Here is a 20,555-nt window from a genome sequence, read left to right on the forward strand (position 1 = left end):
GCCCAAATCCTTTCGCACTGGCCCAAATATCCATTCTTGAATTCAAGCCTGCCGTCCGGCCCGGCGAACCCTCAGCCGCCCTGTCCCCCCACGGTCAGCCCGCCGATCAGCAGCGTCGGCTGGCCGACGCCGACTGGCACCCATTGCCCGGCCTTGCCGCAATTGCCGATGCCGGGATCAAGCGCCATGTCATTGCCGATGGCGCGGATGCCTTTCAGTGCGGTCGCACCGTCGCCGATCAGGGTGGCGCCTTTGACCGCCTCGCCGACCTTGCCGTTGCGAACCCGATAGGCTTCGGTGCAGGAAAACACGAACTTGCCGTTGGTGATGTCGACCTGCCCGCCGCCGAAGCCCACTGCCCAGATGCCGTCTTTCAGGCTGGCCACGATGCCCGCCGGGTCGTCCGTGCCACCCAGCATGTAGGTGTTGGTCATCCGCGGCATCGGGATGTGGGCAAAGCTTTCGCGCCGGCCGTTGCCGGTGGGGGCAACGCCCATCAACCGGGCGTTCTGGCGGTCCTGCATGTAGCCGACCAGCCGGCCATCCTCGATCAGCACGTTGCGGGCCGAAGGCGTGCCCTCGTCGTCAATCGAGATCGAGCCGCGCCGGTCGGGCAGGGTGCCGTCGTCCAGCACGGTGACGCCGGGCGCGGCGATCATCTGTCCCATCAGCCCGGCGAAAGCCGAGGTCTTCTTGCGGTTGAAATCGCCCTCCAGCCCGTGACCAATGGCCTCGTGCAACAGGATCCCCGGCCAGCCGGGGCCAAGCACCACGTCCAGCCCGCCCGCCGGCGCCGGCTGCGCGCCAAGGTTCACAAGGGCGATCCGCAGCGCCTCGTGCAGCAGGGGCTTCCAGTGGCCGGGCTCCAGCAGGCGTGCCAGCCCATAGCGCCCGCCGCCGCCCATGCCGCCCTGTTCGCGCCGGCCGTTCTCCTCGACGATGACTGCGACATTCAGCCGCGCCATCGGGCGGATGTCGGCCAGCCGCAGCCCTTCGGGGCGGAGAATCTCCACCTCTTGCAACCCCGCCGAGATGGTGGCCGAGACCTGCACCACCCGGCGGTCCATGGCGCGGGCGTAGGCGTCAAGCTCTTTCAGCACGTCGATCTTGGCGGCAAAGCTCGCGTCCGCCATCGGGTCGGCATCGGTGTAAAGCCGGGCATTGGTGCCTTTCGGCGCCGGGGCCAGCACGCCGCCGCCATCGCCCACCGCCAGGCGGGCAGTCTCCGCCGCCCGTTTCAAGGCTTTTTCACTGATTTCCGTGGAATGGGCATAGCCTGCCACCTCGCCCTTGACCGCGCGCAGGCCAAAGCCTTCGGAAGCGTCATAGCTTGCGGTCTTGATCCGGCCATCGTCCAGCACGATCGCCTCGGAGCGCTTCCTCTCCAGATAAAGTTCGCCATCCTCGGCCCCCGAAAGGGCGTGTCGCAGCACGCCAAGCGCGGCCTGTTCATCGAGTTTGGTGTCGAAGGGACGGAAGGGGGCGTCGGTCATCGGGGCCTTTCGCGGCTGCAGCATTGATCTGTGTCAAATAGCGCCGCTTTGTCGCACGGTTTCACTTGAGATCATGCGCCTTATGTGGTTTCACCATCGGCATAATCAACGGGATTCTGCCCGAACCTTGGGCATGCCTGAACAATAGGGCGCAATGTCGCCAGACGAAACGGGAAACGAATATGCGTCAGCTCATCTCTCGCGCTGGTCTTGCTTTGGCGGGGCTTGGTGTTCTTCTGTCCACGGCGGCCAGCGCGCAGTCGCTGGAAGTCATCGGGGCGCCGAAGCCCGAGGGCATCGGCTTCCAGCCCCCCGCGACCGAGGTGGCGAGCGGCTTGCAAAGCCTGGATCACATGGTTCTGGTCATCATCAGCGTCATCACCGTTTTCGTCGTCGGCCTGTTGCTGATCGTCATCCTGCGCTACAACCGCCGCGCCAACCCGACGCCGGCGCGCTTCACCCACAACACGCCGCTGGAAGTGGCATGGACGCTGATTCCGGTGCTGGTGCTGGTGTTCATCGGCTCCTTCTCGCTGCCGCAGCTGTTCAAGCAGCAGGATTTCACCGCGGTCGAGGCTGACCTGACCATCAAGGTTACCGGCAACCAGTGGTTCTGGTCCTATGAATATCCCGATGAAGGCGTGGCTTTCGACAGCTTCCTGCTGCCGAAGGAAGAGCTGGCCGCGCATGGCTATGACGACAGCCTCTATCTTCTGGCCACCGACACGGCCGTTGTCGTGCCGGTCGGCAAGACCGTTCTGGTGCAGGTCACCGGCGCCGACGTGATCCATTCGTGGAAAGTTCCGGCCTTCGGCGTGATGCAGGATGCCGTGCCGGGCCGTCTGGCGCAGACCTGGTTCAAGGCCGACAAGGAAGGCATCTACTTTGGCCAGTGCTCGGAGATCTGCGGCAAGGACCATGCCTATATGCCGATCACGGTGAAGGTCGTTTCGGAGGAGGCCTATGCCAAGTGGCTGGTCGGCGCCAAGGCCGGCAACGTGCAGCTGGCGTCGAACTGATCCAGCTGATCTCAGGCAGGGAAGGGGGCCGCGGCCCCTTTCCGACCAAGGCAAGAAAACAGGACGGGCCATGACCGACATCCGGTCTTATGAAGACAGCCGCGACGCAGGGTTCGGCGATTACGTGCAGCTTCTCAAGCCGCGCGTGATGTCGCTTGTGGTCTTTACCGCGCTCGTCGGCCTGCTGGTGGCGCCAGTGTCGCTGCACCCGGTCGAGGCCTTCACCGCCGTCTTGTTCATCGCGCTGGGTGGCGGGGCCTCGGGGGCGCTGAACATGTGGTGGGATGCCGACATCGACGCCATCATGCGCCGCACCAAGGGCCGCCCGATCCCCTCGGGCCGCGTGCAGCCCGGCGAGGCGCTGGCCATCGGGCTGGCGCTTTCGGGCATTTCCGTCGTCATGCTGGCGCTGGCCACCAATGTCATGGCGGGCGCGCTTCTGGCCTTCACCATCTTCTTCTATGTCGTCGTCTATTCGATGTGGCTGAAGCGCTCTACCCCGCAGAACATCGTGATTGGCGGCGCGGCCGGGGCCTTCCCGCCGATGATCGGCTGGGTGGCGGCGACCGGGTCGGTCTCGGTCGAGGCCTTCCTGATGTTCATGCTGATCTTCATGTGGACGCCGCCGCATTTCTGGGCGCTGGCGCTGTTCATGAAATCCGACTACGGCGATGCCAAGGTGCCGATGCTGACCGAAACCCATGGCCGCCGCGTCACCCGCGCCCATGTCTGGTGGTATACGGTCGCGCTGGTGCCGTTCTCGCTGGCCCTGGGCTTTACGCCGATCGGCGGCAATGTCTATCTGGCCGCTTCGCTGGTCTTGAACGCGGGCTTCCTGCGTGGGGCCTGGACGATCTGGAAGCGCGATGAGGTCGCGGCCGAGGCCGATGGCTACAAGGTCGAGAAATCGGTGTTCCGCTTCTCGCTGCTGTATCTGTTCCTGCATTTCACCGCCCTGCTTGCCGATGCCGGCCTGCGCGCCTGGGGGGGCTTCTGAGATGGCTTTGCGGGTCGAACATGAGATGCACCAGCGCCGTTTCAGCCGCAACGTCGGGCTTGGTCTTGTGCTGGCCGCCTTCGTCGCGCTGGTCTTTGCCCTGACGGTGGTCAAGGTGACGAACGGCGACCGCATGCATGCCGATGACGGCAAGGCCAACACCGGCACTGTGGTTCAGCCCGCCAGCGGGGGCAGTCAGCCATGACGCCGCAAGCCAAAACCGGCGCGTGGCTGGCGGGGATCGCGGCGACCATGCTCGGTCTCTCTTTCGCCGCCGTGCCGTTTTACGATCTGTTTTGCCGGATGACCGGCTTTGCCGGCACCACCTCGGTTTCGGAAACCGCATCGGATACGGTGCTGGACCAGACCGTGATCGTGCGTTTCGACGCTTCGCTTGAGGCCGGCATGCCGTGGGAGTTCAAGCCGCAACAGGCGGAAATGACGCTGAAGATCGGCGAAACCGCGCTGGCCTTCTACGAGGCGTTCAACCCCACCGACCGCCCGATCGCCGGCACCGCCAGCTACAACGTCGCCCCCGACCTCGCCGGTGGCTATTTCACCAAGATCGAGTGCTTCTGCTTCACCGAACAGGTGCTGCAACCCGGTGAGCGCGTCGTCATGCCGGTGTCGTTCTATGTCGATCCGTCCATCGTCGCGGACGCCGAGGCGGGCAAGATCGCCGAAATCACCCTGTCCTATACTTTCCACGAAACACCGCTGCCGGAACAACAGGCGGGCCTCATCGCCCCCACTGCCACAGCGGAAAACTGACAAGAAGAAAACACGAGGGAACCAACCATGGCCCACGCCAAGAACCACGACTACCACATTCTGCCGCCGTCGATCTGGCCCCTGATGGGCGCGGTTTCGGCCTTCATCATGCTGTTCGGCGCGACGCTGTGGATGAAGGGCGGCAGCCCCTGGATGGGCCTGATCGGCTTTGCGGGCGTGCTTTACGTCATGTTCGCCTGGTGGTCGGAAGTCGTCCACGAAGGCCAGACCGGCGACCACACCCCGGTTGTCCGCCTTGGCCTGCGCTATGGCTTCATCCTGTTCATCATGTCGGAAGTGATGTTCTTCTCGGCCTGGTTCTGGACCTTCTTCAAGCACGCGCTTTACCCGATGGGGCCGATGTCGCCGATCGCCGATGGCGTCTGGCCGCCGGAAGGCATCTCGACCTTCGACCCTTGGCACCTGCCGCTGATCAACACGTTGATCCTTCTCCTGTCCGGCTGCGCCGCGACCTGGGCGCACCATGCGCTCGTCCACGAAAACAACCGCCGCGACCTGAAGCATGGGCTGATCGTCGCCATTGCATTGGGCGCGCTGTTCACCTTCTTCCAGGCCTATGAATACAGCCACGCCGCCTTCGGCTTCGCCGGCAACATCTATGGCGCCTCGTTCTTCATGGCGACCGGCTTCCATGGCTTCCACGTCATGATCGGCACGATCTTCCTGACCGTCTGCCTGATCCGCGCCTACAAGGGCCACTTCACGCCCGAACAGCACGTCGGCTTTGAGGCCGCCGCCTGGTACTGGCACTTCGTCGACGTGGTCTGGCTGTTCCTCTTTGCCGCCGTCTATGTCTGGGGCCAATAAGTCCTCTTGAAACTTCCAGCAGCGCGGGCCATCTGGCCCGCGTTGTGCATTTGCGGGGGCCCCATGCTGCGGCGCATGTTCTTTCCGATCCTGATGGGCGTGGTCGGCTGTGCCGTGCTGGTCAGCCTTGGCATCTGGCAGGTCAACCGGATGCACTGGAAGGCCGGCGTTCTGGCCGAGATCGAGGCGCGTATTCATGACGCCCCGGTCGTCTTGCCCGCCACGCCCGACCCCGAGGCCGACAAATACCTGCCCGTCATCGTCACGGGCCGCTTCACGCGCGAGTTTGTCGAGGTTCTGCATGGCATCAAGGGCGGCAGCCCCGGCGTGCGCATCATCGAAGTGTTTGAAACCACGGATGGCCGCCGGATTCTGGTGGACCGCGGTTTTGTGGCCGAGGAGATGCGCCCCCTGCCGCGGGTGCGGGGCCTGCCCAGCGTGACCGGTAATCTGCATTGGCCGCAGGACGCGACCGCCTCCACCCCGCCGCCCGACGCCAAGACCGGCCTGTGGTTTGCCCGCGATGTTCCGGCCATGGCGGCCAAGCTGAACACGGAGGCGACATTTATTGTCGCGCGTGAGCCAACCGGTGACGGGATCACGCCGGTTCCGGTCGACACATCGACTATACCCAATGACCATTGGGGATACGCCATCACCTGGTTTTCGCTGGCCCTCGTCTGGGCGGTGATGACAGGTTTCCTTCTGTGGCGTATCAGGCAGCGGACGGCATAAGGGAACGACATGCGCTATATCTCGACGCGGGGCGCGGCCCCGGTTCTGACCTTCGGTGAGGCGATGATGACGGGTCTGGCCCGTGACGGCGGGCTTTATGTCCCCGAGACCGTCCCGGTCATGGACAAGGCCGAAATCGCCGCGCTGGCCGGCCTGCCCTATGAGGAAATCGCCTTCCGGGTGATGAAGCCCTTCATCGGCGGCTTTTTCGCCGATGACGAGGTGAAGGGCCTGATTGCCAAGGCCTACACGGGCTTCGGCCATGCTGCCCGCGCGCCCTTGGTGCAGCTGGGGCCGAACCATTTCCTGCTGGAGCTGTTCCACGGCCCGACCTTGGCCTTCAAGGATTTCGCCATGCAGCTCATCGGCCAGATGATGCAGGCGGCGCTGGCCAAGACCGGCGAGCGGATCACCATTGTCGGGGCGACCTCGGGCGACACTGGCTCGGCGGCGATGGAGGCCTTCAAGGGCCTTGCGAATGTCGACGTGTTCATCATGTATCCGCATGGCCGGGTGAGCGAGGTTCAGCGCCGGCAGATGACGACGCCCTCGGAGTCCAATGTCCACGCGCTTGCCGTCGATGGCGACTTTGACGACTGTCAGGCCAATGTGAAGGCGATGTTCAACGACTTCGACTTCCGCGACGGCGTGCGGCTGGCGGGCGTCAACTCGATCAACTGGGCGCGGGTGCTGGCGCAGGTGGTCTATTACTTCTCCTCGGCCGTGTCGCTCGGGGCGCCGCACCGGGCGGTCAGCTTCACCGTGCCGACCGGCAATTTCGGCGACATCTTCGCCGGCTACATCGCCCGGAAGATGGGCTTGCCGATCGACCAGCTGGTCGTCGCCACCAACCAGAACGACATCTTGCACCGGGCGCTGTCGACCGGGGACCACCGCACCAACGGGGTGAAGCCCTCCATCAGCCCCTCGATGGACATTCAGGTGTCGTCGAACTTCGAACGCGCGCTGTTCGATGCCTATGGCCGCGACGGCAAGGCGGTGGCCAGCCTGATGGACGAGATGAAATCGGGCGGCTTCACCATCAGCCAGGGCGCGCTGCAGATGTTGCAGGGCATTTTCACCTCGGGGCGCTGCTCGGAAGCGGAAACGTCGGCGACCATCTCCGCGACGCTGAAAGCCACGGGTGAACTGCTTTGCCCACATTCCGCCGTGGGTGTGAAAGTGGCGAATGACCATCTGGGCCAGACGCCGATGATCACGCTTGCCACTGCCCATCCGGCCAAGTTCCCCGACGCGGTCGAGACCGCCACCGGCCTCCGCCCCGGCCTGCCGCCGCGCATGGCCGATCTGTTCGAGCGGCCCGAGCGGGTGACGCGGGTGTCAAATGACCTGCCCGCCATTCAGGCGCTGATCCGGGAGCGGTTGAGGCGCTGATCTGATCTGGCTGAGGCCATCGCCGAAGCCACGCGATCCGGATGCAAACTGCACCGCCGGGACCCTCAGTCCCGGCCAGCGCCCGCCCCGCCATCGGCGGGCGCTTCTCGCCCGCCGGGGCAGGCGCTGACCTTGCGGTGCGCAGGCTGACTGGTCTCCACGGCACCGGCGCGCACGGGCGGGGAAAAGCCATGCTTTTCCTTTTCCGCCCGACTTCCACCCCTTTCGCCACAATGCCCCGCGATGTAAGAACACGGGGTTCCCGCTTCCAGCACAGGTGTTTCCTTGACCACCCGCCTCACCACCCTGCCGAACGGCCTGCGCATCGTCACCGAACACATGCCGGGGCTGCAATCGGCCAGCGCCGGGATCTGGGTGATGGCCGGCGGCCGGCATGAGGCCGAGGCGCAGAACGGCATCGCGCATTTTCTGGAACACATGGCCTTCAAGGGCACCAAGCGCCGCACGGCCCTGCAGATCGCCGAGGAGATCGAGGATGTCGGCGGCTATATCAACGCCTATACCTCGCGCGAGATGACCGCCTATTACGCTCGCGTCCTGCAAGGCGATGTGGCGCTCGCGCTGGACGTGATCGGCGACATCGTGCTGAACCCCGCCTTTGACCCCAAGGAAATCGAGGTCGAGCGCCATGTGATCCTGCAGGAGATCGGGCAGGCGCTGGATACGCCCGACGACATCATCTTCGACTGGCTGCAAGAGGTGTCCTATCCCGACCAGAGCTTTGGCCGCACCATCCTTGGCCCTTCCGAGAAGGTGGCGAAGTTCTCGCGCGCCGATCTGAAATCCTTCGTCAAGGAAAACTACGGGCCTGCCCAGATGATCCTTGCCGCCGCCGGAGGGGTGGACCATGACGCCATCGTGCGTCAGGCCGAGGCGATGTTCGGCGGCCTGAAGTCCCGCCCGCAACAGCCGTTTCAGGCCGCGAGCTTCAAGGGGGCCGAGCGGCGCGAAGTCAAGGAGCTGGAGCAGGTCCATTTTGCCATGGCCTTCGATGCGCCCGGCTATCGCCACCCCGACGTCTACACCGCGCAGATCTATTCGATGGTGATGGGCGGCGGCATGTCCTCGCGGCTGTTCCAGAAGATCCGCGAGGAGCGTGGCCTGTGCTATTCGATCTTCGCCCAGTCCGGCGCTTATGAGGATGCGGGCCAGATCACCGTCTATGCCGGCACCTCGGCCGAGGAAATCAACGACCTCTGCCTCATCACCATTGATGAGATGAAGCGAGCAGCTGACGATATGTCCGAAGCCGAGGTCGCCCGCGCCCGCACCCAGATCAAGGCCGGCATGCTGATGGGGCTGGAAAGCCCCTCGTCGCGCGCCGAACGCATCGCGCGGCTGCTGGCGATCCACGGCCGGGTGCCCGAGGTGGCCGAAGCCGTGGCCAAGATCGACGCCGTCACTACCGCCGATGTCCGCCGCTATGCCGAGGGCCTCTGCGGGGTGGACAACGCGCTGGCGCTTTACGGTCCGGTCGAGGCCGCACCTTCGCTGGAGGCGATCCGGCAAAGGCTGGCAGCCTGATGTTCCGGCGCCGCCCCCGGATCGAATCCGAGCGCATGACGCTGCGTCTGCCCGAACATGGCGACTGGCGGGCCTGGGGCAATCTGCGCGAGGCGTCGGCCGCCCACCTGACTCCGTGGGAGCCGGTCTGGGCGCATGACCACCTGTCGCGCCGCGCCTTTACCAACCGGGTCTACTGGGCGCAACGGGCCGAGACGCAGGGCACGGCGCTGCCGTTGATGCTGGTGCGCCGGGCCGACAATCAGCTGCTGGGCGCGATCACGCTGGACAACATCCGCCGCGGTCCGGTGCAGGCGGGGACGCTGGGCTACTGGATCGGCGCGCCCTTTGCCCGGCAGGGTTACATGCGCGAGGCGATCCTTGCGACGGTGCATCACGCCTTTGCCGTGATGGACCTGAGCCGGATCGAGGCCGCCTGCCTGCCCGAAAACACGCCCTCGCGCGGGGTGCTGGAGAAATGCGGCTTCAAATATGAAGGCGTGGCGCAAAGCTATCTGCAAATCAACGGGCGCTGGCGCAACCATGTGCTTTACGCCAACCTGCGCGGCGACCGGCGCGGGCGCACTGACGTCGGCTGATCGTCGGCCGCCACCGCCGACGAGGAGGTGGCGCGACGACGCCCGCGAAACGCGCTATCGTGATCTCATGCGCGCCGCCCTGATCCTTGCCCTTCTGCCGCTGCAAGCCCTTGCCGAAGGGCCACTCGACAGCGGCTGTCTTGCCTTCGCCACAGGCGAAGCCCGCTTCCTGCCTGCCGCGTTCGGCGCGCCCCTGGACAAGGGCACCCTGCGCATCCGCTTCCTCGGTCACGCCTCGTTCGCGCTGGAAACGCCGGGTGGGCAGTTGGCCGTCACCGATTACACCGGGGTCATCGGCAATCCCGACGTGGTGCCTAATGTCGTCACCATGAACATCGCCCATGACACCCATTTCACTGATAGCCCCGACCCGCGGATTCCGCTGGTGCTGCGGGGCTGGGGCCCTCTGGGTCTTCCCGCCCGGATCGACGAAGAGACCGGCGATCTGCGCATCCGCAACGTCACCTCTGACCTGCGCGGCCCTTTTGGCGAGGGCGGGCGCCGGGACGGCAATTCGATCTTCCTGTTCGAGACCACCGGCCTGTGCATCGGCCATCTTGGCCATCTGCATCAGATCCTGTCGGAGGCGCAATATGCCGCCATCGGCCGGGTGGATGTGCTGATGGTGCCGGTCGACGGCGGCTATACCATGGACCCGGCTGCCATGGCCGAGGTGGTGACGCGCCTCAAGGCCCGCCTTGTCCTGCCGATGCACTGGTTCACCGGCGAGGGGCTGCGGGCCTTCCTTGCCCGCATGGACCCCGGTTTCGCGGTCGAGCTGTCCGACGCCTCCGAAGTCGAGATTTCCTGGAAAACCTTGCCGGATCGGCCCACCATCCTTGTCCTCAGCCCTGCGCCGATCCCCTGAACCCCGATCGACCGACAAGAGAAACTTGTTTGTCTGCCCGGTTTTGCAGCGATACTCCGGGCGCAAGACTTGCCAAGGTGCGCCATGCTGAACCCCGCCGACTCCGCTTTTGTTGCCCGCCTTGCCGACAGCCTGCCCGCCGGCACGCTGCGCGAGGCCGAGCCGCGCTATCTCGAGGAGCCGCGCGGGCGCTGGCAGGGGCAGGCCGGAGCGGTGGCCCTGCCGCGATCGACGGCGGAGGTGGCCGAGATCGTCCGGCAGTGCCACGCGGCGCGTGTCGGCGTTCTGCCCTATGGCGGCGGCACCGGGCTTGTCGGCGGCCAGATAATGTCCGATGGTCCCGCGCCGATCATTGTCTCGCTGGAGCGGATGGCGGGCCTGCGGGCGATCTATCCGGCGGAAAACGTGGCCGTTGTCGAAGCGGGCATGATCCTTGCCACCGCGCAGGACGAGGCCGCCAAGCTGGGCCGCATCTTCCCGCTGTCGCTGGCTTCGGAAGGCACGGCGCGGATTGGCGGAGTTCTGTCTACCAACGCGGGCGGGGTGAACGTGCTGCGCTATGGCAATGCGCGCGATCTCTGTCTGGGGATCGAGGCGGTGCTGCCCGACGGCAGCATCTTCAACGGGCTGAAACGGCTCAGGAAAGACAACACCGGCTATGACCTGCGCCACCTGCTGATCGGGGCCGAAGGCACGCTGGGCATCATCACCGCCGCCGCGCTGCGGCTTTACCCGGCGCCGGCCTCCACCGCGACGGCGTTGCTGGCGGTTCCGGACCCGGCGGCGGCGCTTGCCCTGCTGGAGCTTGCCGAGGGCCGGGCGGCGGGGATGATTTCAGCCTTCGAACTCATCAATCGCGCCGGGCCCGAGTTTCTGGCCGAACACATGCCGGAAGTGCCGCTGCCGCTGTCCCCGCTGCCGGACTGGATGGTGCTGGTGGAACTGGCGCTGCCTGCCGGCTTCGAAGCGGCCGAGCCGGTCATGGCCGGTATTCTGGAGGCCGCGATGGAGGCGGGGCTGGTTGCCGATGGCGTCATCGCCGCCTCGCAGGCGCAGCGCGCCGGATTGTGGCGGGTGCGCGAATCGATCCCGCTGGCCAATCGCAAGGTTGGCGCGGTGTCGAGCCATGACATCTCGCTGCCACTGTCAGAGGTGCCGGCCTTCATTCCCCGCGCCGACGCGGCGCTGGCTGCGCTTGGCGATTTCCGCATCAACTGCTTTGGCCACCTTGGCGATGGCAACCTGCATTACAATGTCTTTCCGGCGGCGGGCAGGACCAAGGCCGATTACCTGCCCCTGCGCGAAGCGGTCAAGGCGCTGGTGCATGACACGGTGCATGACATGGGGGGATCGGTCTCTGCCGAACACGGGCTTGGGCGGCTCAAGGTCGGCGATCTGGAGCGCTACGGCGATCCCGCCAAGCTGGCCGCGATGCGGGCGATCAAGGCAGCGCTTGACCCGCATGGCATCATGAATCCCGGTGCGGTCCTGCGCTGAGCGCCGCAGATCGGCCCCGCCGGTGGTGCCGACGGGGCCTTGGGGTGTGTTTGGGTACGTCTTTGCAAGCAGCACCCTGCCCGGTGGGTAGCCGGACAAGACCAGCCTTAAGGCAAGATCCTGAACAGCAGGTTAACGGCGGGCGGAAATTTCGGCAGAAAGCCAGCCCGCCACCGTTCCTGCATCCGCCGGCAACGCCGTGGCCATCCCGTCACAAAAGGCCAAAAGGTCATGCAGGTTCAGCCGGTTGACCCCGACCAGCACCGGCAGGTCGCGGCCGAGCGCCTCGGCGATCAGCGGGACATAGCCGCGGCCCTGCGCCTCGAGCTTGCCGAACTTGTTGACGACCAGCGCCTCGGCCCCGGCAAGTCGCGCCGCCACTTCGACCACGGCCTCTTCCAGCGCGCCGCCGTCCAGCCGGCAGCCGCGCGCCGCTTCGCCCCGGTCCTGATTGATGCGGAACACCGGGCCGTCGGGCAGGACGACAAGCTCCATGTCGCACAGCGTCCGGTCCGGGCGGATCACATCGCGCTGCACCGTCCCGGCAAGCCGCGCGCCCTTCACCTGAGCCACCGCATCGGCGATCAGGGCATCGGTCACGCCGCGACCGGCAAGGCTGACATAGGCAATCGGCATCAGGGCTGGCCTTCCATGGGAACCGGCCCCAGATAGCCCGGTCCGCCCGGCAACGGCAAGCCCGCGCCTTACAGCGCGATGCGGCAATGCCTGGGCGCGCGGAATTCCCAGCCGCGGAACTCGGGCGGGCCGTCGGCAAAGGCAAGGCGCGGGAAGGCGTCCAGGAGCACCCGCATGGCGACTTCGATCTGGGCCTTGGCAAACCACTTGCCGGCGCAGAAATGCACGCCCTGACCGAAGGCCATATGCGCCTTTTGCGGCCTGAGGATATCGAAGGCGTCGGCATTGTCCCAGCGCGTCTCGTCGCGGTTGGCGCTGGCGAAGATGCAGGAAACGGCGGTGCCTTCCGGCACGGCGAAGCCGTTGACTTCGGTGTCCCGCGTCGCGGTGCGCATCATCGTGCCGATCGGCGCGATCCAGCGCAGGGCTTCGTCGATGGCCGGGCCGAGGCGGGTCTCAAGATCGGCGCGCAGGGCGGCGAACTGGTCGGGGTTCTGCAGCAGGCCGACCATCAGGTTCGCCGCGCCGTGGCCCGGTTCCTGCATGCCGCCCAAGAGCGAGACCTTGACCGAGGGCAGGATCATCTCGACCGGGCGGGTCTGGCCCGGCTCCATGCCGGAATGCAGCATGTGCGACAGTGGCGAATTGTCGGGGGTCTTTGCCAGCCGCTCCAGCAGCGGCAGGGTGACGGCCTCGATTTCCTGCACCGCGGCGGCGCAGATCGCGGCGCGAGCCGGGTCGCGTTCAAAGTTGATCGCGCCCTGACTCAGACCGTGGAACCAGCGGCGCAGCGTCGGGGTGTCGACGTCCATGAAGCCGAAGGACCGCGCCAGCGCCAGCGCGGAGATCGGCTCGAAATATTCGGTCAGCAGGTCATTCGATCCGCTGGCCCGGAAGGCCGCCAGCTGCGCCTCGGCGATGGGCCGCACGAGGGCGTCGATGTAGTCGGCTACCCGGCGGGGCTTGTAATGCGGCTCGATCCCGCCGCGCAGCGCAGCATGGGTCGGCCCTTCCGAAGTCAGGACATTCGGACGCCCGAAGGCCGCGTTGACCGGAGCCTCGTCCGATACAGCGGTGAAATCCGGGTGCCGGGCGATCTGCTCGATGTCCTTCCAGCGGGTCGCGAACCAGCAATTCGCGGCAGGCACCGGCGCAATCGGGTCTTCGGCGCGCAGACGGGCGTAATGCGGGAACGGATCGGTATCGAGATCTTCGATGGTAATGGTTTCGGAATAGCGCATGAGTCCCTCCCTTTGGCATATTGCTTCACAAGTGAAGTACTTTTGCAAGCAGCTTGCGGCCCCGTTGGCGCGGGTTAACATGGGGCATGTCCGCCCCCGCCCAGATCCCTCCCTCCCGGATCCCGTCAGTCCTGACTCCGTTCGACCGGATGACGCCCCAGTTGAAGTCGGGCCGGGCGCTGGTCGTTCATGCCGGTGAAAGCTGGTATGACGCCATTGTCGCCGGACGTTTCGATTTCTTTCCCAAGCTGGCCGATGCCATCGGCTTGCCCGCCTATGTCCTGCGCGCCGAGCGGGGGGCCTCGGGGCGGCTGCTTGGCATGGGGCGGCATCTGAACGTGGTGATCGGGCCGCGTTTGCCGGTTGGTCCCGGCATCTGGCACGCCCACCCCGGCTATCTGCGCGGCTTCTGGTATCTTGATCCCATGGGCGTCAACATGCACTCCTCGCTGGTGAAAGCGCGGTTCGATCCCGCAGGCGTGGATCCGGCCAAGGCGCGCTGGTTCTGGAACGGTGTCACCGGCTGGCACCTGAAGCGCAACCTGTCGAAGTTTCCGCAAGAGGCGCGGCAAGCGGGTGGCCTGCCCCCGGCACGCTGCGCGGTGTTTCTGCAAGAGATCGAACGCTTTTCACGCCCCGTACACTGGATCGACAGCCTGACCCTGCTGCGCACCGCTGCCCGTCAGGGGCCGACCTATGTGAAACTGCACCCCGCCCAAAGCCCCGAGACGACCGCCGCTGTCCGCGCGCTGGCCGATCAGATGCCGCAGATCACGCTGTCCACCGCCTCGATCCACGATCTTGCTGCGGCCGCCGAAGTGGTGGTGACGCAGAACTCGGCCGCGGGGTTCGAGGCCCTGTTGCAGAAGAAGCCCGTCATCACATGTGCGCGGTCGGACTATCACCAGGCCACCTGCGAGGCCCGCGACCCGCAGGCGCTGGCCCGCGCCATTGCCGAGGCCCCGGCCCGGATGCGCGGCTTTGGCTATGACCGGTTTCTCTACTGGTTCCTGGGTCAGAACCTGCTGGAGCCCGGCAAACCTGAGTTTGCCGGGCGGGCACGGGCAGTGATGGGGCAGGGATAGCGCCTGCCGTCCCCCAGCGCCTACGCCGCCCCCTGCGCCCCCAATGCCGGGATCAGTCGGCGGGCTGCGCGAGTGTGCGCTTCGGTGTGCCGCTGCGCTGCGTCACGCCCAGACCGGGGGCCTCTCCCACCGGCGCGTTCGACGGCGGCAGAAGCGGGCGGCCCAGCACCAGATCGGCGCCGCGTTCGGCCAGCATGATCGTCGGCGCATTCAGGTTGGCGTTGGGTTCCGACGGAAAGACCGAGCTGTCGATCACCCGCAGTCCATCCAGTCCGCGCACCCGCAACGAACTGTCGACCACGGCCATCTCGTCCTCGCCCATGCGGCAGGTGCCGCAGGGGTGATAGGTGCTTTCCATCGTCTCGCGCACCCAGGCGTCGATTTCGTCGTCGCGCTGCACTTCTGGCCCCGGTGCGATCTCGACGCCGCGAAAGCGGTCAAAGGCCGGTTGCGCCACGATTTCCCGCGTCAGGCGCAGGCAGCGGCGGAAGCCTTCGCGATCCTCCTCGCGGTCGAGATAGTTGAACAGGATCGCGGGTTGCTCGGCCGGATCAGCGCTGCGCAGCCGGACATGGCCGCGGCTTTTCGGCTTGTTCGGCCCGGTCAGCACCATGAAGCCATGACCCTTCAGCGGCTTCTTGCCGTCGTAGCGCATGGCGGCGGGCAGGAAATGGAACTGGATGTCGGGCCATTTCAGGCTCGCGTCCGACCGGATGAAGCCGCCGCTTTCAAAGTGGTTTGTCACCGACAGCCCGCGCTTGAACAGCAGCCATTCCGCCCCGATCAGGAAGCGGCTGAACAGGTCCATCTTGCCGTTCAGCGTGATGGGCTCCTTGCAGGCATACTGGATGTAGACCTCGGAATGGTCTTGCAGGTTCTCGCCCACGCCGGGCAGGTCGTGCAGCACCTCGACCCCGGCCGCGCGCAAGACTGCACCGGGGCCGATGCCCGAGCGTTGCAGAAGATGCGGCGCCCCGATCGGGCCGCAGGCCACCAGCACTTCGCGCCGGGCGGTGGCGGTGTGGCGCGCGCCGCCATGCTCGTATTCCACGCCCGTCGCGCGCTTGCCGGTCAGGATGACCCGGCGCGTCAGGGCATGGGTCAGGACAGTCAGGTTCGCCCGGCCCATCGCCGGTTTCAGATAGGCATTGGCCGTCGACCAGCGCCGCCCGTCCTTGACCGTCATGTGCATCGGGCCAAAGCCTTCCTGCAGATGGCCGTTCGGGTCATCGGTGGTGGTATAGCCCGCGTCGCGCCCGGCCTCGACAAAGGCGCGGTAGAGCGGGTTCTTCATGCGGTTGCCGGCATTGGTGGCCAAGGGCCCCTCGCCGCCGCGCCACTGGTCGGCGCCGTCCTGCCAGGCCTCGGCGCGCTGGAAATAGGGCAGCACGTCGGCATATCCCCAGCCGCGCGCGCCCAGCTCCTGCCATTCGTCGAAATCGCGGGCATGGCCGCGCATGTAGACCAGCCCGTTGATCGAGGACGACCCGCCCAGGACCTTGCCGCGCGGGCAATGCACCCGGCGGCCATCCAGCCCCGGTTCGGGCTCGGTGAAGTAGCGCCAGTTGTATTTCGTGCCATTCATCGGGATCGACAGCGCCGTCGGCATCTGGATGAAGATGGAGTTGTCCGACCCGCCATATTCCAGCACCAGCACGCGCAGGGAGGGGTCGGCGCTCAGCCGGTTGGCCAGCACGCAGCCGGCGGAACCCGCGCCGATGATGATGTAGTCGAAATCCTGAGACATGGGGGATCCTCCCTGAGACGGCAGCGCCCGGGTTGTGTTTGGGGAAAGGTGGCGGGGACCACGCGACCCCCGCCAAAAGTGAACCGCCGGAAGGGTTAGCGGCGCGGATAGTCGCCCCAGCCCTCGCCCTTGGCGAAAATTCGGGTCAGGACATAGTGGACAAACCCTGCTGCAAGGCAGGACGGCAAAGAGGCGGTCAGGTACTTGAACACCGGCGCGCTTTCCAGCGTCTGGGGGTTGAAGACCGCGATATAGACCACCGCTCCCACCACCAGCGCGGTGATGGCGATTGGGTTGAAGCCAGCGACATAGCGATATGGCCCCTTCAACTGGTTGCCGTGCAGCGCGTGCAGGTCAAGCGTCTGGCGGCGAAGCAGGAAGTAGTCGGCAATGCCGATGCCCGCCAGCGCCGCATAAAGCGCCGCAGTCCAGACCAGGAAGATGAAGAAGCCGTCATACATCGTGGGATAGAAGATCACCAGGATCAACGGCACGACGCAGAACATGAGTAGAAGCACTTCCCAGCGGATGGCCCGGATTGCCCCGGTGCCGATCTGACGCAGGCCCACGACCGAGGTGTAAAGGATATTCGCCATCGAGGTAACATTGGCGAAGGCCACGAAACCAAGCGCGATGACCCCTACCGTCAGGCCGCCCACCTGCGCCATCCAGATCGTCGGGTCGCTGTTGCCAAGGGCCACCGAACCCAGAAGCCCTACAACCTCGCCCATTGCTGCCGCGCCGAAGATGCCGACGATGTTCGGCCAGAAGGCGGTGCGCTCGTTCTTCGTCAAACGGCCGAGATTGCCGACATAGGGCCACCACGAAATGCCGGCTGCAAGGTTGACCTCGACCGCGATGATGAAGTTCAGCGCCTTGTCTTCAAACGGCGGCGCCAGTGCGTTCATCGCCAGAAGCTCGTCGAAGGAATGCTGGCTGAAGATCAGATACATCATCCAGCCCATCAACAGAACCAGCGCCGGCGAGATCACCATGTTGAAGAACTTGATCGAGGTCGGCCCCTTGGCCACCACGAACCAGGTCAAGAGGATCGCCCCGATCGCCGCCACCGTGACCTTGGAGCCCAGCGGGGCCGCCTCGCTGCCGGAAATCAGCGAGGTCAGCCCGTCGATGGACCGGCCGAACATCATGCCCAGCACGGCCAGCCAACCCATCGTCAGAAACACCACCGCCAGAAAATAAACCAGACGGCTGCCGTTCGCCCCGAACTGGCTGCGCAGCATGGTGAATTGCTCGACCCCATATTTGCCGGCCGGAACGCAGGTCGGCAGTGCTGCCAGCACGACACCGATGATATTGCCGATCACGATGGCCGCAATGCCCTCGCGCGGACCGACGAAAAGACCGACAGCGCCGCCGATCAGGAAGGCCCAGGTGGCGATAGCCAGTGCCGAATTGGCATAGGTGAATTCCCAAAAACCCCAGAGCCGCTCGGTCGGCAAGAGCGGCAGGTCGCCGCGCTCGGCGGCGTCGCTGTAGCTGCCAGCGCCTTGTGTTTCAGCATTTGCCATCTCAGACCCCCCAGAGCCAGAAACCGGCAACCAGCGCCACGGTCAGCGCCAGAAGCCCCCAGTAATCCACGGCGCCCATGCTCCCGCGCCAGCCGTCCTTTGCCTCGATCGTGTCATAGACGTCGATACGGCGGCGCAATTCCTGCGCCCAGGTCTTGTCTGTCTCACTCATGTCGTCCTCTCCCTCCTGTTGTCGCCGGTCCAGCCGGCCTTTCTTCACGCCACCCGGACCGGGCCGGTGTAATAGGGCAGCCGGTCCACCCGCGGCACCCAGGCACCGCTGGCCACGACGGCCTGCACATGGGCGGCGATCTCCTCCATCGGGGCGAACCAGACCCCGCCGCGCGCCAGCGCCTGTTCGATGAAGCGATGCACGATCTGCCAGCGCGCCAGCCGGCCCGTGGCGAAGGGATGCACCACCGGCACCCAGAGCCCGCCATGCGCATAGGCGGCCTCGAATTCTTCGGCAAAGGCGCGAAAGCCGTCGCCGGGGGCGCGGATCGGCATCATGTAGTCGAGGTCCATCGACTGCACATATTGCGGCCAGTCATCCAGCCCCCAGTGCGAGGGCAGCTCCACCAGCCGGCCCGCCGCGCTTTGCAGCAGGTAGGGCTGGTCATCGCCCATCAGCGAGGCGTCATAGGCAAAACCGCGTTCGGCCAGCAGATCGGCCGAACGGTGCGAGAAGTTGTAAAGCGGCGCGCGCCAGCCGCGCGGGCGCTGGCCGGTGACGCGCTGGATCACCTCGATGCCGCGGTCCAGCCAATGCGCCTCCTCCGCGTCGGACAATTCGCGCGGGTGTTCGTGCAGGAAGCCGTGATGGGCGATTTCATGCCCGCCCTTCAGGATGGCCTCGATCGCTTCGGGATAGGCCTCGATGCACCAGGCCGGGATGAAGAAGGTCTGCCGGATTCCCAGTTGGCGATAGCTTTCCACGATGCGCGGAATGGCGACGCGCGGGCCATATTGCAGCATGGAAATCGCCGCCACCCGGCTGTGGCCGTCCTGCGGATGGGCGATATGGATCAGGCTGTCGGCATCCATGTCGAAGGTGATCGAGGCGGCACAACGCGCGCCGTTGGGCCAGGGGATGGGATTGGCGATCATGGCATGACACTCCCGCCATTGGGGCCGATGGCCTGTCCGGTGAAATAGCGGCCGCCGTCACCGGCCAGAAACAGCGCGGTGGCGGCAATCTCGGCAGGCTGACCGAACCGGGCGAGCGGAATGGCCAGTTCTCTGGCCCGCCATTCCGCGCTCATGTTGGCGGCGCCGAGCATGTCGGTGTCGATCGGGCCGGGGCAGATGGCATTGACCAGAATTCCGGGAGCGAATTCCCGCGCCCAGCTGCGCACCAGCCCCAGAACCCCGTGTTTTGAGGCGACATAGGGCGAAAAGGTCTCGCGGCCGTAATGTGCCATGTCCGAGGCGATCATCAGCACGCGGGGCGGCCGGTCGGCATCTGGGGTCATGAGGCCAAGGGCCGCCTGACCGACAAGGAAGCTGCCACGCAGGTTGACGGCGATCACCCGGTCGAAATCGGCAATCGGGGTTTGCAGCAGCGGGGCCTCGTGGATGATGCCGGCGCAATGCACCAGCACATCCAGCCCGCCCCAGAGCCCGCGCAGATCCCCGGCCAGCCGCGCCACGGCGGCCGCGTCCGAGACGTCACAGGCAAAGGCCGGGTCCTTGCCCGCGGGGGCGGAGAGGTCGGCCCGCGCCACCCGCGCGCCGCTGGCGGCAAAGGCCTGCGCGCAGGCGGCGCCGATGCCGCGCGCCGCCCCGGTAACCAGAACGCGGGCGCTCATGCCATCACCTCGCCCCGGTCAAGCATCAGGGCCTGTCCCGTCATGTCGCGCGCCCCGTCCGAGGCGAGAAACAGATAGGGTGCCGCCAGATCTTCGGGCTCCAACAGGCCGGGCAGGACCTGCGCGCCGACGATTTCCTCCAGCAGGTCCGCCTCGCTGCGCCCGGTGCGGCGCGACATGTTGGCCAGAGAGAGCATGGCGGCCTCGGTCCGCACCCAGCCGGGGCAGACGGCGTTGACCCGGATGCCGCGCGGGCCGAGTTCCTGCGCCATCACACGGGTAAAGCCCAGATTGGCGTGCTTCGAGCCGACATAGGCGGCGAATTCCGGCACCGCGACCCGGCTCCAGATCGAGGCGGTGACGATGATCCGCCCGCCTGCCGCCATCTTGGGGGCGGCGTGGCGCGTCACCAGAAAGGTGCCATTGACGTTGATGTCGGTGATGCGGCGGAAGATGTCCTCGACTGCGGGGTCGGGATCGCAAAGCGGCGTGATCCGCTCCAGCCCGGCGTTGTTGACCAGCACGTCGATCCGTTCCAGCGATGCGAGGGCGCGCGCCAGCCCGGCACTGTCGGTCACGTCGCATTCCAGCGCCTCAACCGGCCGGCCAGTCTCGGCGGCAATCTCGCGCGCCGCCGCGTGGATGCCGGCGCCCGAGGACAGGATCGTCACCTTCGCCCCCGCCGCGGCAAAGGCACGGGCCACGGCGCGGCCGATGCCGCGGCTCGCGCCTGTGACCAGCACCGCATCGCCGGTGAAATCATAGCTCACGCGCGCCATA

Annotated in this window: 21 protein-coding genes; 12 read left to right on the forward strand and 9 right to left on the reverse strand. The window is 66.1% G+C overall.

Going from position 1 to position 20,555, the window contains the following annotated elements; translation table 11 throughout:
* Positions 1–71: 71 nt before the first annotated feature.
* Positions 72–1,493, reverse strand: coding sequence for a metalloprotease TldD (gene tldD, locus G4Z14_RS09845; protein ID WP_164625214.1), 1,422 nt, complete (start codon positions 1,491–1,493; stop codon positions 72–74).
* Between the two features lie 182 nt (positions 1,494–1,675).
* Between tldD and coxB the strand changes: the two genes are divergently transcribed.
* From coxB to G4Z14_RS09900, 11 genes are all read left to right on the forward strand, one after another.
* Positions 1,676–2,512: a cytochrome c oxidase subunit II gene (gene coxB / locus G4Z14_RS09850; protein ID WP_164625216.1), complete on the forward strand. Its 837-nt coding sequence runs from the start codon at positions 1,676–1,678 to the stop codon at positions 2,510–2,512.
* A gap of 70 nt (positions 2,513–2,582) precedes the next feature.
* The gene (gene cyoE / locus G4Z14_RS09855; RefSeq protein ID WP_164625218.1) at positions 2,583–3,509 is read left to right on the forward strand and encodes a heme o synthase; all 927 of its coding nucleotides are present in this window, start codon (positions 2,583–2,585) and stop codon (positions 3,507–3,509) included.
* A 1-nt stretch (position 3,510) separates the two neighbouring features.
* Positions 3,511–3,714 carry a hypothetical protein gene (locus G4Z14_RS09860; RefSeq protein ID WP_164625186.1) on the forward strand — a complete coding sequence of 68 codons (204 nt, stop codon included), beginning with the start codon at positions 3,511–3,513 and terminating at the stop codon, positions 3,712–3,714.
* Positions 3,711–4,280 carry a cytochrome c oxidase assembly protein gene (locus tag G4Z14_RS09865; protein ID WP_164625220.1) on the forward strand — a complete coding sequence of 190 codons (570 nt, stop codon included), beginning with the start codon at positions 3,711–3,713 and terminating at the stop codon, positions 4,278–4,280. The genes G4Z14_RS09860 and G4Z14_RS09865 overlap by 4 nt, the downstream gene beginning before the upstream one ends.
* A 27-nt stretch (positions 4,281–4,307) precedes the next feature.
* Positions 4,308–5,108, forward strand: a complete 801-nt coding sequence (locus G4Z14_RS09870) for a cytochrome c oxidase subunit 3 (RefSeq protein ID WP_164625222.1) — start codon at positions 4,308–4,310, stop codon at positions 5,106–5,108.
* A gap of 63 nt (positions 5,109–5,171) precedes the next feature.
* On the forward strand, positions 5,172–5,843 hold the full coding sequence (locus G4Z14_RS09875; protein ID WP_164625224.1) for an SURF1 family protein: 672 nt from the start codon (positions 5,172–5,174) through the stop codon (positions 5,841–5,843).
* A gap of 9 nt (positions 5,844–5,852) precedes the next feature.
* Complete coding sequence (gene thrC, locus G4Z14_RS09880) at positions 5,853–7,238, forward strand: threonine synthase (RefSeq protein ID WP_164625226.1); 1,386 nt, start codon at positions 5,853–5,855, stop codon at positions 7,236–7,238.
* A gap of 285 nt (positions 7,239–7,523) precedes the next feature.
* On the forward strand, positions 7,524–8,783 hold the full coding sequence (locus G4Z14_RS09885) for a M16 family metallopeptidase (protein WP_164625228.1): 1,260 nt from the start codon (positions 7,524–7,526) through the stop codon (positions 8,781–8,783).
* Positions 8,783–9,361, forward strand: coding sequence for a GNAT family N-acetyltransferase (locus G4Z14_RS09890; protein ID WP_164625230.1), 579 nt, complete (start codon positions 8,783–8,785; stop codon positions 9,359–9,361). Before G4Z14_RS09885 ends, G4Z14_RS09890 begins: the two co-directional genes overlap by 1 nt.
* Before the next feature lie 67 nt (positions 9,362–9,428).
* Positions 9,429–10,229: an MBL fold metallo-hydrolase gene (locus tag G4Z14_RS09895; RefSeq protein ID WP_164625232.1), complete on the forward strand. Its 801-nt coding sequence runs from the start codon at positions 9,429–9,431 to the stop codon at positions 10,227–10,229.
* Positions 10,230–10,313: 84 nt separating this feature from the next.
* Positions 10,314–11,726, forward strand: coding sequence for an FAD-binding oxidoreductase (locus G4Z14_RS09900; RefSeq protein WP_164625234.1), 1,413 nt, complete (start codon positions 10,314–10,316; stop codon positions 11,724–11,726).
* Positions 11,727–11,858: 132 nt separating this feature from the next.
* Here the strand turns inward: G4Z14_RS09900 and G4Z14_RS09905 are convergent, their stop codons facing one another.
* Together G4Z14_RS09905 and G4Z14_RS09910 are read right to left on the reverse strand one after the other, a co-directional pair.
* The gene (locus tag G4Z14_RS09905) at positions 11,859–12,362 is read right to left on the reverse strand and encodes a DUF2478 domain-containing protein (RefSeq protein WP_164625236.1); all 504 of its coding nucleotides are present in this window, start codon (positions 12,360–12,362) and stop codon (positions 11,859–11,861) included.
* A gap of 68 nt (positions 12,363–12,430) precedes the next feature.
* Positions 12,431–13,603 carry a cytochrome P450 gene (locus tag G4Z14_RS09910; protein WP_164625238.1) on the reverse strand — a complete coding sequence of 391 codons (1,173 nt, stop codon included), beginning with the start codon at positions 13,601–13,603 and terminating at the stop codon, positions 12,431–12,433.
* A gap of 149 nt (positions 13,604–13,752) precedes the next feature.
* Between G4Z14_RS09910 and G4Z14_RS09915 the strand changes: the two genes are divergently transcribed.
* The gene (locus G4Z14_RS09915; protein WP_164625240.1) at positions 13,753–14,688 is read left to right on the forward strand and encodes a capsular polysaccharide export protein, LipB/KpsS family; all 936 of its coding nucleotides are present in this window, start codon (positions 13,753–13,755) and stop codon (positions 14,686–14,688) included.
* Positions 14,689–14,740: 52 nt separating this feature from the next.
* On the opposite strand, the gene betA is transcribed toward G4Z14_RS09915, so the two are convergent.
* From betA to G4Z14_RS09945, 6 genes are all read right to left on the reverse strand, one after another.
* Entirely contained in the window at positions 14,741–16,435 is a 1,695-nt protein-coding gene (gene betA, locus G4Z14_RS09920) for a choline dehydrogenase (protein WP_164625242.1), read from the reverse strand.
* A 95-nt stretch (positions 16,436–16,530) separates the two neighbouring features.
* Positions 16,531–17,967, reverse strand: coding sequence for a purine-cytosine permease family protein (locus G4Z14_RS09925; RefSeq protein ID WP_164625244.1), 1,437 nt, complete (start codon positions 17,965–17,967; stop codon positions 16,531–16,533).
* Between the two features lies 1 nt (position 17,968).
* The gene (locus tag G4Z14_RS09930) at positions 17,969–18,139 is read right to left on the reverse strand and encodes a hypothetical protein (RefSeq protein ID WP_164625246.1); all 171 of its coding nucleotides are present in this window, start codon (positions 18,137–18,139) and stop codon (positions 17,969–17,971) included.
* Between the two features lie 44 nt (positions 18,140–18,183).
* A complete protein-coding gene (locus G4Z14_RS09935) occupies positions 18,184–19,074 on the reverse strand; it encodes a polysaccharide deacetylase family protein (protein ID WP_164625248.1) in 891 nt (296 codons plus the stop codon).
* Entirely contained in the window at positions 19,071–19,775 is a 705-nt protein-coding gene (locus tag G4Z14_RS09940) for an SDR family NAD(P)-dependent oxidoreductase (protein ID WP_164625250.1), read from the reverse strand. Before G4Z14_RS09940 ends, G4Z14_RS09935 begins: the two co-directional genes overlap by 4 nt.
* The gene (locus tag G4Z14_RS09945) at positions 19,772–20,554 is read right to left on the reverse strand and encodes an SDR family NAD(P)-dependent oxidoreductase (RefSeq protein WP_227751643.1); all 783 of its coding nucleotides are present in this window, start codon (positions 20,552–20,554) and stop codon (positions 19,772–19,774) included. The genes G4Z14_RS09940 and G4Z14_RS09945 overlap by 4 nt, the downstream gene beginning before the upstream one ends.
* Position 20,555: the final 1 nt, after the last annotated feature.

This window comes from Tabrizicola oligotrophica, assembly GCF_011008935.1.
In the GTDB taxonomy this organism is placed as follows: Bacteria; Pseudomonadota; Alphaproteobacteria; order Rhodobacterales; family Rhodobacteraceae; genus Tabrizicola_A; species Tabrizicola_A oligotrophica.

What these genes read in the sequence shown, in the direction of transcription:
- G4Z14_RS09940 (WP_164625250.1), bottom strand. Translation starts at nt 19,775, where the DNA reads ATGAGCGCCCGCGTTCTGGTTACCGGGGCGGCGCGCGGCATCGGCGCC.
- G4Z14_RS09925 (WP_164625244.1), bottom strand. Translation starts at nt 17,967, where the DNA reads ATGGCAAATGCTGAAACACAAGGCGCTGGCAGCTACAGCGACGCCGCC.
- G4Z14_RS09895 (WP_164625232.1), top strand. Translation starts at nt 9,429, where the DNA reads ATGCGCGCCGCCCTGATCCTTGCCCTTCTGCCGCTGCAAGCCCTTGCC.
- tldD (WP_164625214.1), bottom strand. Translation starts at nt 1,493, where the DNA reads ATGACCGACGCCCCCTTCCGTCCCTTCGACACCAAACTCGATGAACAG.
- thrC (WP_164625226.1), top strand. Translation starts at nt 5,853, where the DNA reads ATGCGCTATATCTCGACGCGGGGCGCGGCCCCGGTTCTGACCTTCGGT.
- G4Z14_RS09870 (WP_164625222.1), top strand. Translation starts at nt 4,308, where the DNA reads ATGGCCCACGCCAAGAACCACGACTACCACATTCTGCCGCCGTCGATC.
- G4Z14_RS09865 (WP_164625220.1), top strand. Translation starts at nt 3,711, where the DNA reads ATGACGCCGCAAGCCAAAACCGGCGCGTGGCTGGCGGGGATCGCGGCG.
- G4Z14_RS09910 (WP_164625238.1), bottom strand. Translation starts at nt 13,603, where the DNA reads ATGCGCTATTCCGAAACCATTACCATCGAAGATCTCGATACCGATCCG.
- G4Z14_RS09890 (WP_164625230.1), top strand. Translation starts at nt 8,783, where the DNA reads ATGTTCCGGCGCCGCCCCCGGATCGAATCCGAGCGCATGACGCTGCGT.
- cyoE (WP_164625218.1), top strand. Translation starts at nt 2,583, where the DNA reads ATGACCGACATCCGGTCTTATGAAGACAGCCGCGACGCAGGGTTCGGC.
- G4Z14_RS09860 (WP_164625186.1), top strand. Translation starts at nt 3,511, where the DNA reads ATGGCTTTGCGGGTCGAACATGAGATGCACCAGCGCCGTTTCAGCCGC.
- G4Z14_RS09905 (WP_164625236.1), bottom strand. Translation starts at nt 12,362, where the DNA reads ATGCCGATTGCCTATGTCAGCCTTGCCGGTCGCGGCGTGACCGATGCC.
- G4Z14_RS09945 (WP_227751643.1), bottom strand. Translation starts at nt 20,554, where the DNA reads ATGGCGCGCGTGAGCTATGATTTCACCGGCGATGCGGTGCTGGTCACA.
- betA (WP_164625242.1), bottom strand. Translation starts at nt 16,435, where the DNA reads ATGTCTCAGGATTTCGACTACATCATCATCGGCGCGGGTTCCGCCGGC.
- G4Z14_RS09935 (WP_164625248.1), bottom strand. Translation starts at nt 19,074, where the DNA reads ATGATCGCCAATCCCATCCCCTGGCCCAACGGCGCGCGTTGTGCCGCC.
- G4Z14_RS09900 (WP_164625234.1), top strand. Translation starts at nt 10,314, where the DNA reads ATGCTGAACCCCGCCGACTCCGCTTTTGTTGCCCGCCTTGCCGACAGC.
- coxB (WP_164625216.1), top strand. Translation starts at nt 1,676, where the DNA reads ATGCGTCAGCTCATCTCTCGCGCTGGTCTTGCTTTGGCGGGGCTTGGT.
- G4Z14_RS09875 (WP_164625224.1), top strand. Translation starts at nt 5,172, where the DNA reads ATGCTGCGGCGCATGTTCTTTCCGATCCTGATGGGCGTGGTCGGCTGT.
- G4Z14_RS09930 (WP_164625246.1), bottom strand. Translation starts at nt 18,139, where the DNA reads ATGAGTGAGACAGACAAGACCTGGGCGCAGGAATTGCGCCGCCGTATC.
- G4Z14_RS09915 (WP_164625240.1), top strand. Translation starts at nt 13,753, where the DNA reads ATGACGCCCCAGTTGAAGTCGGGCCGGGCGCTGGTCGTTCATGCCGGT.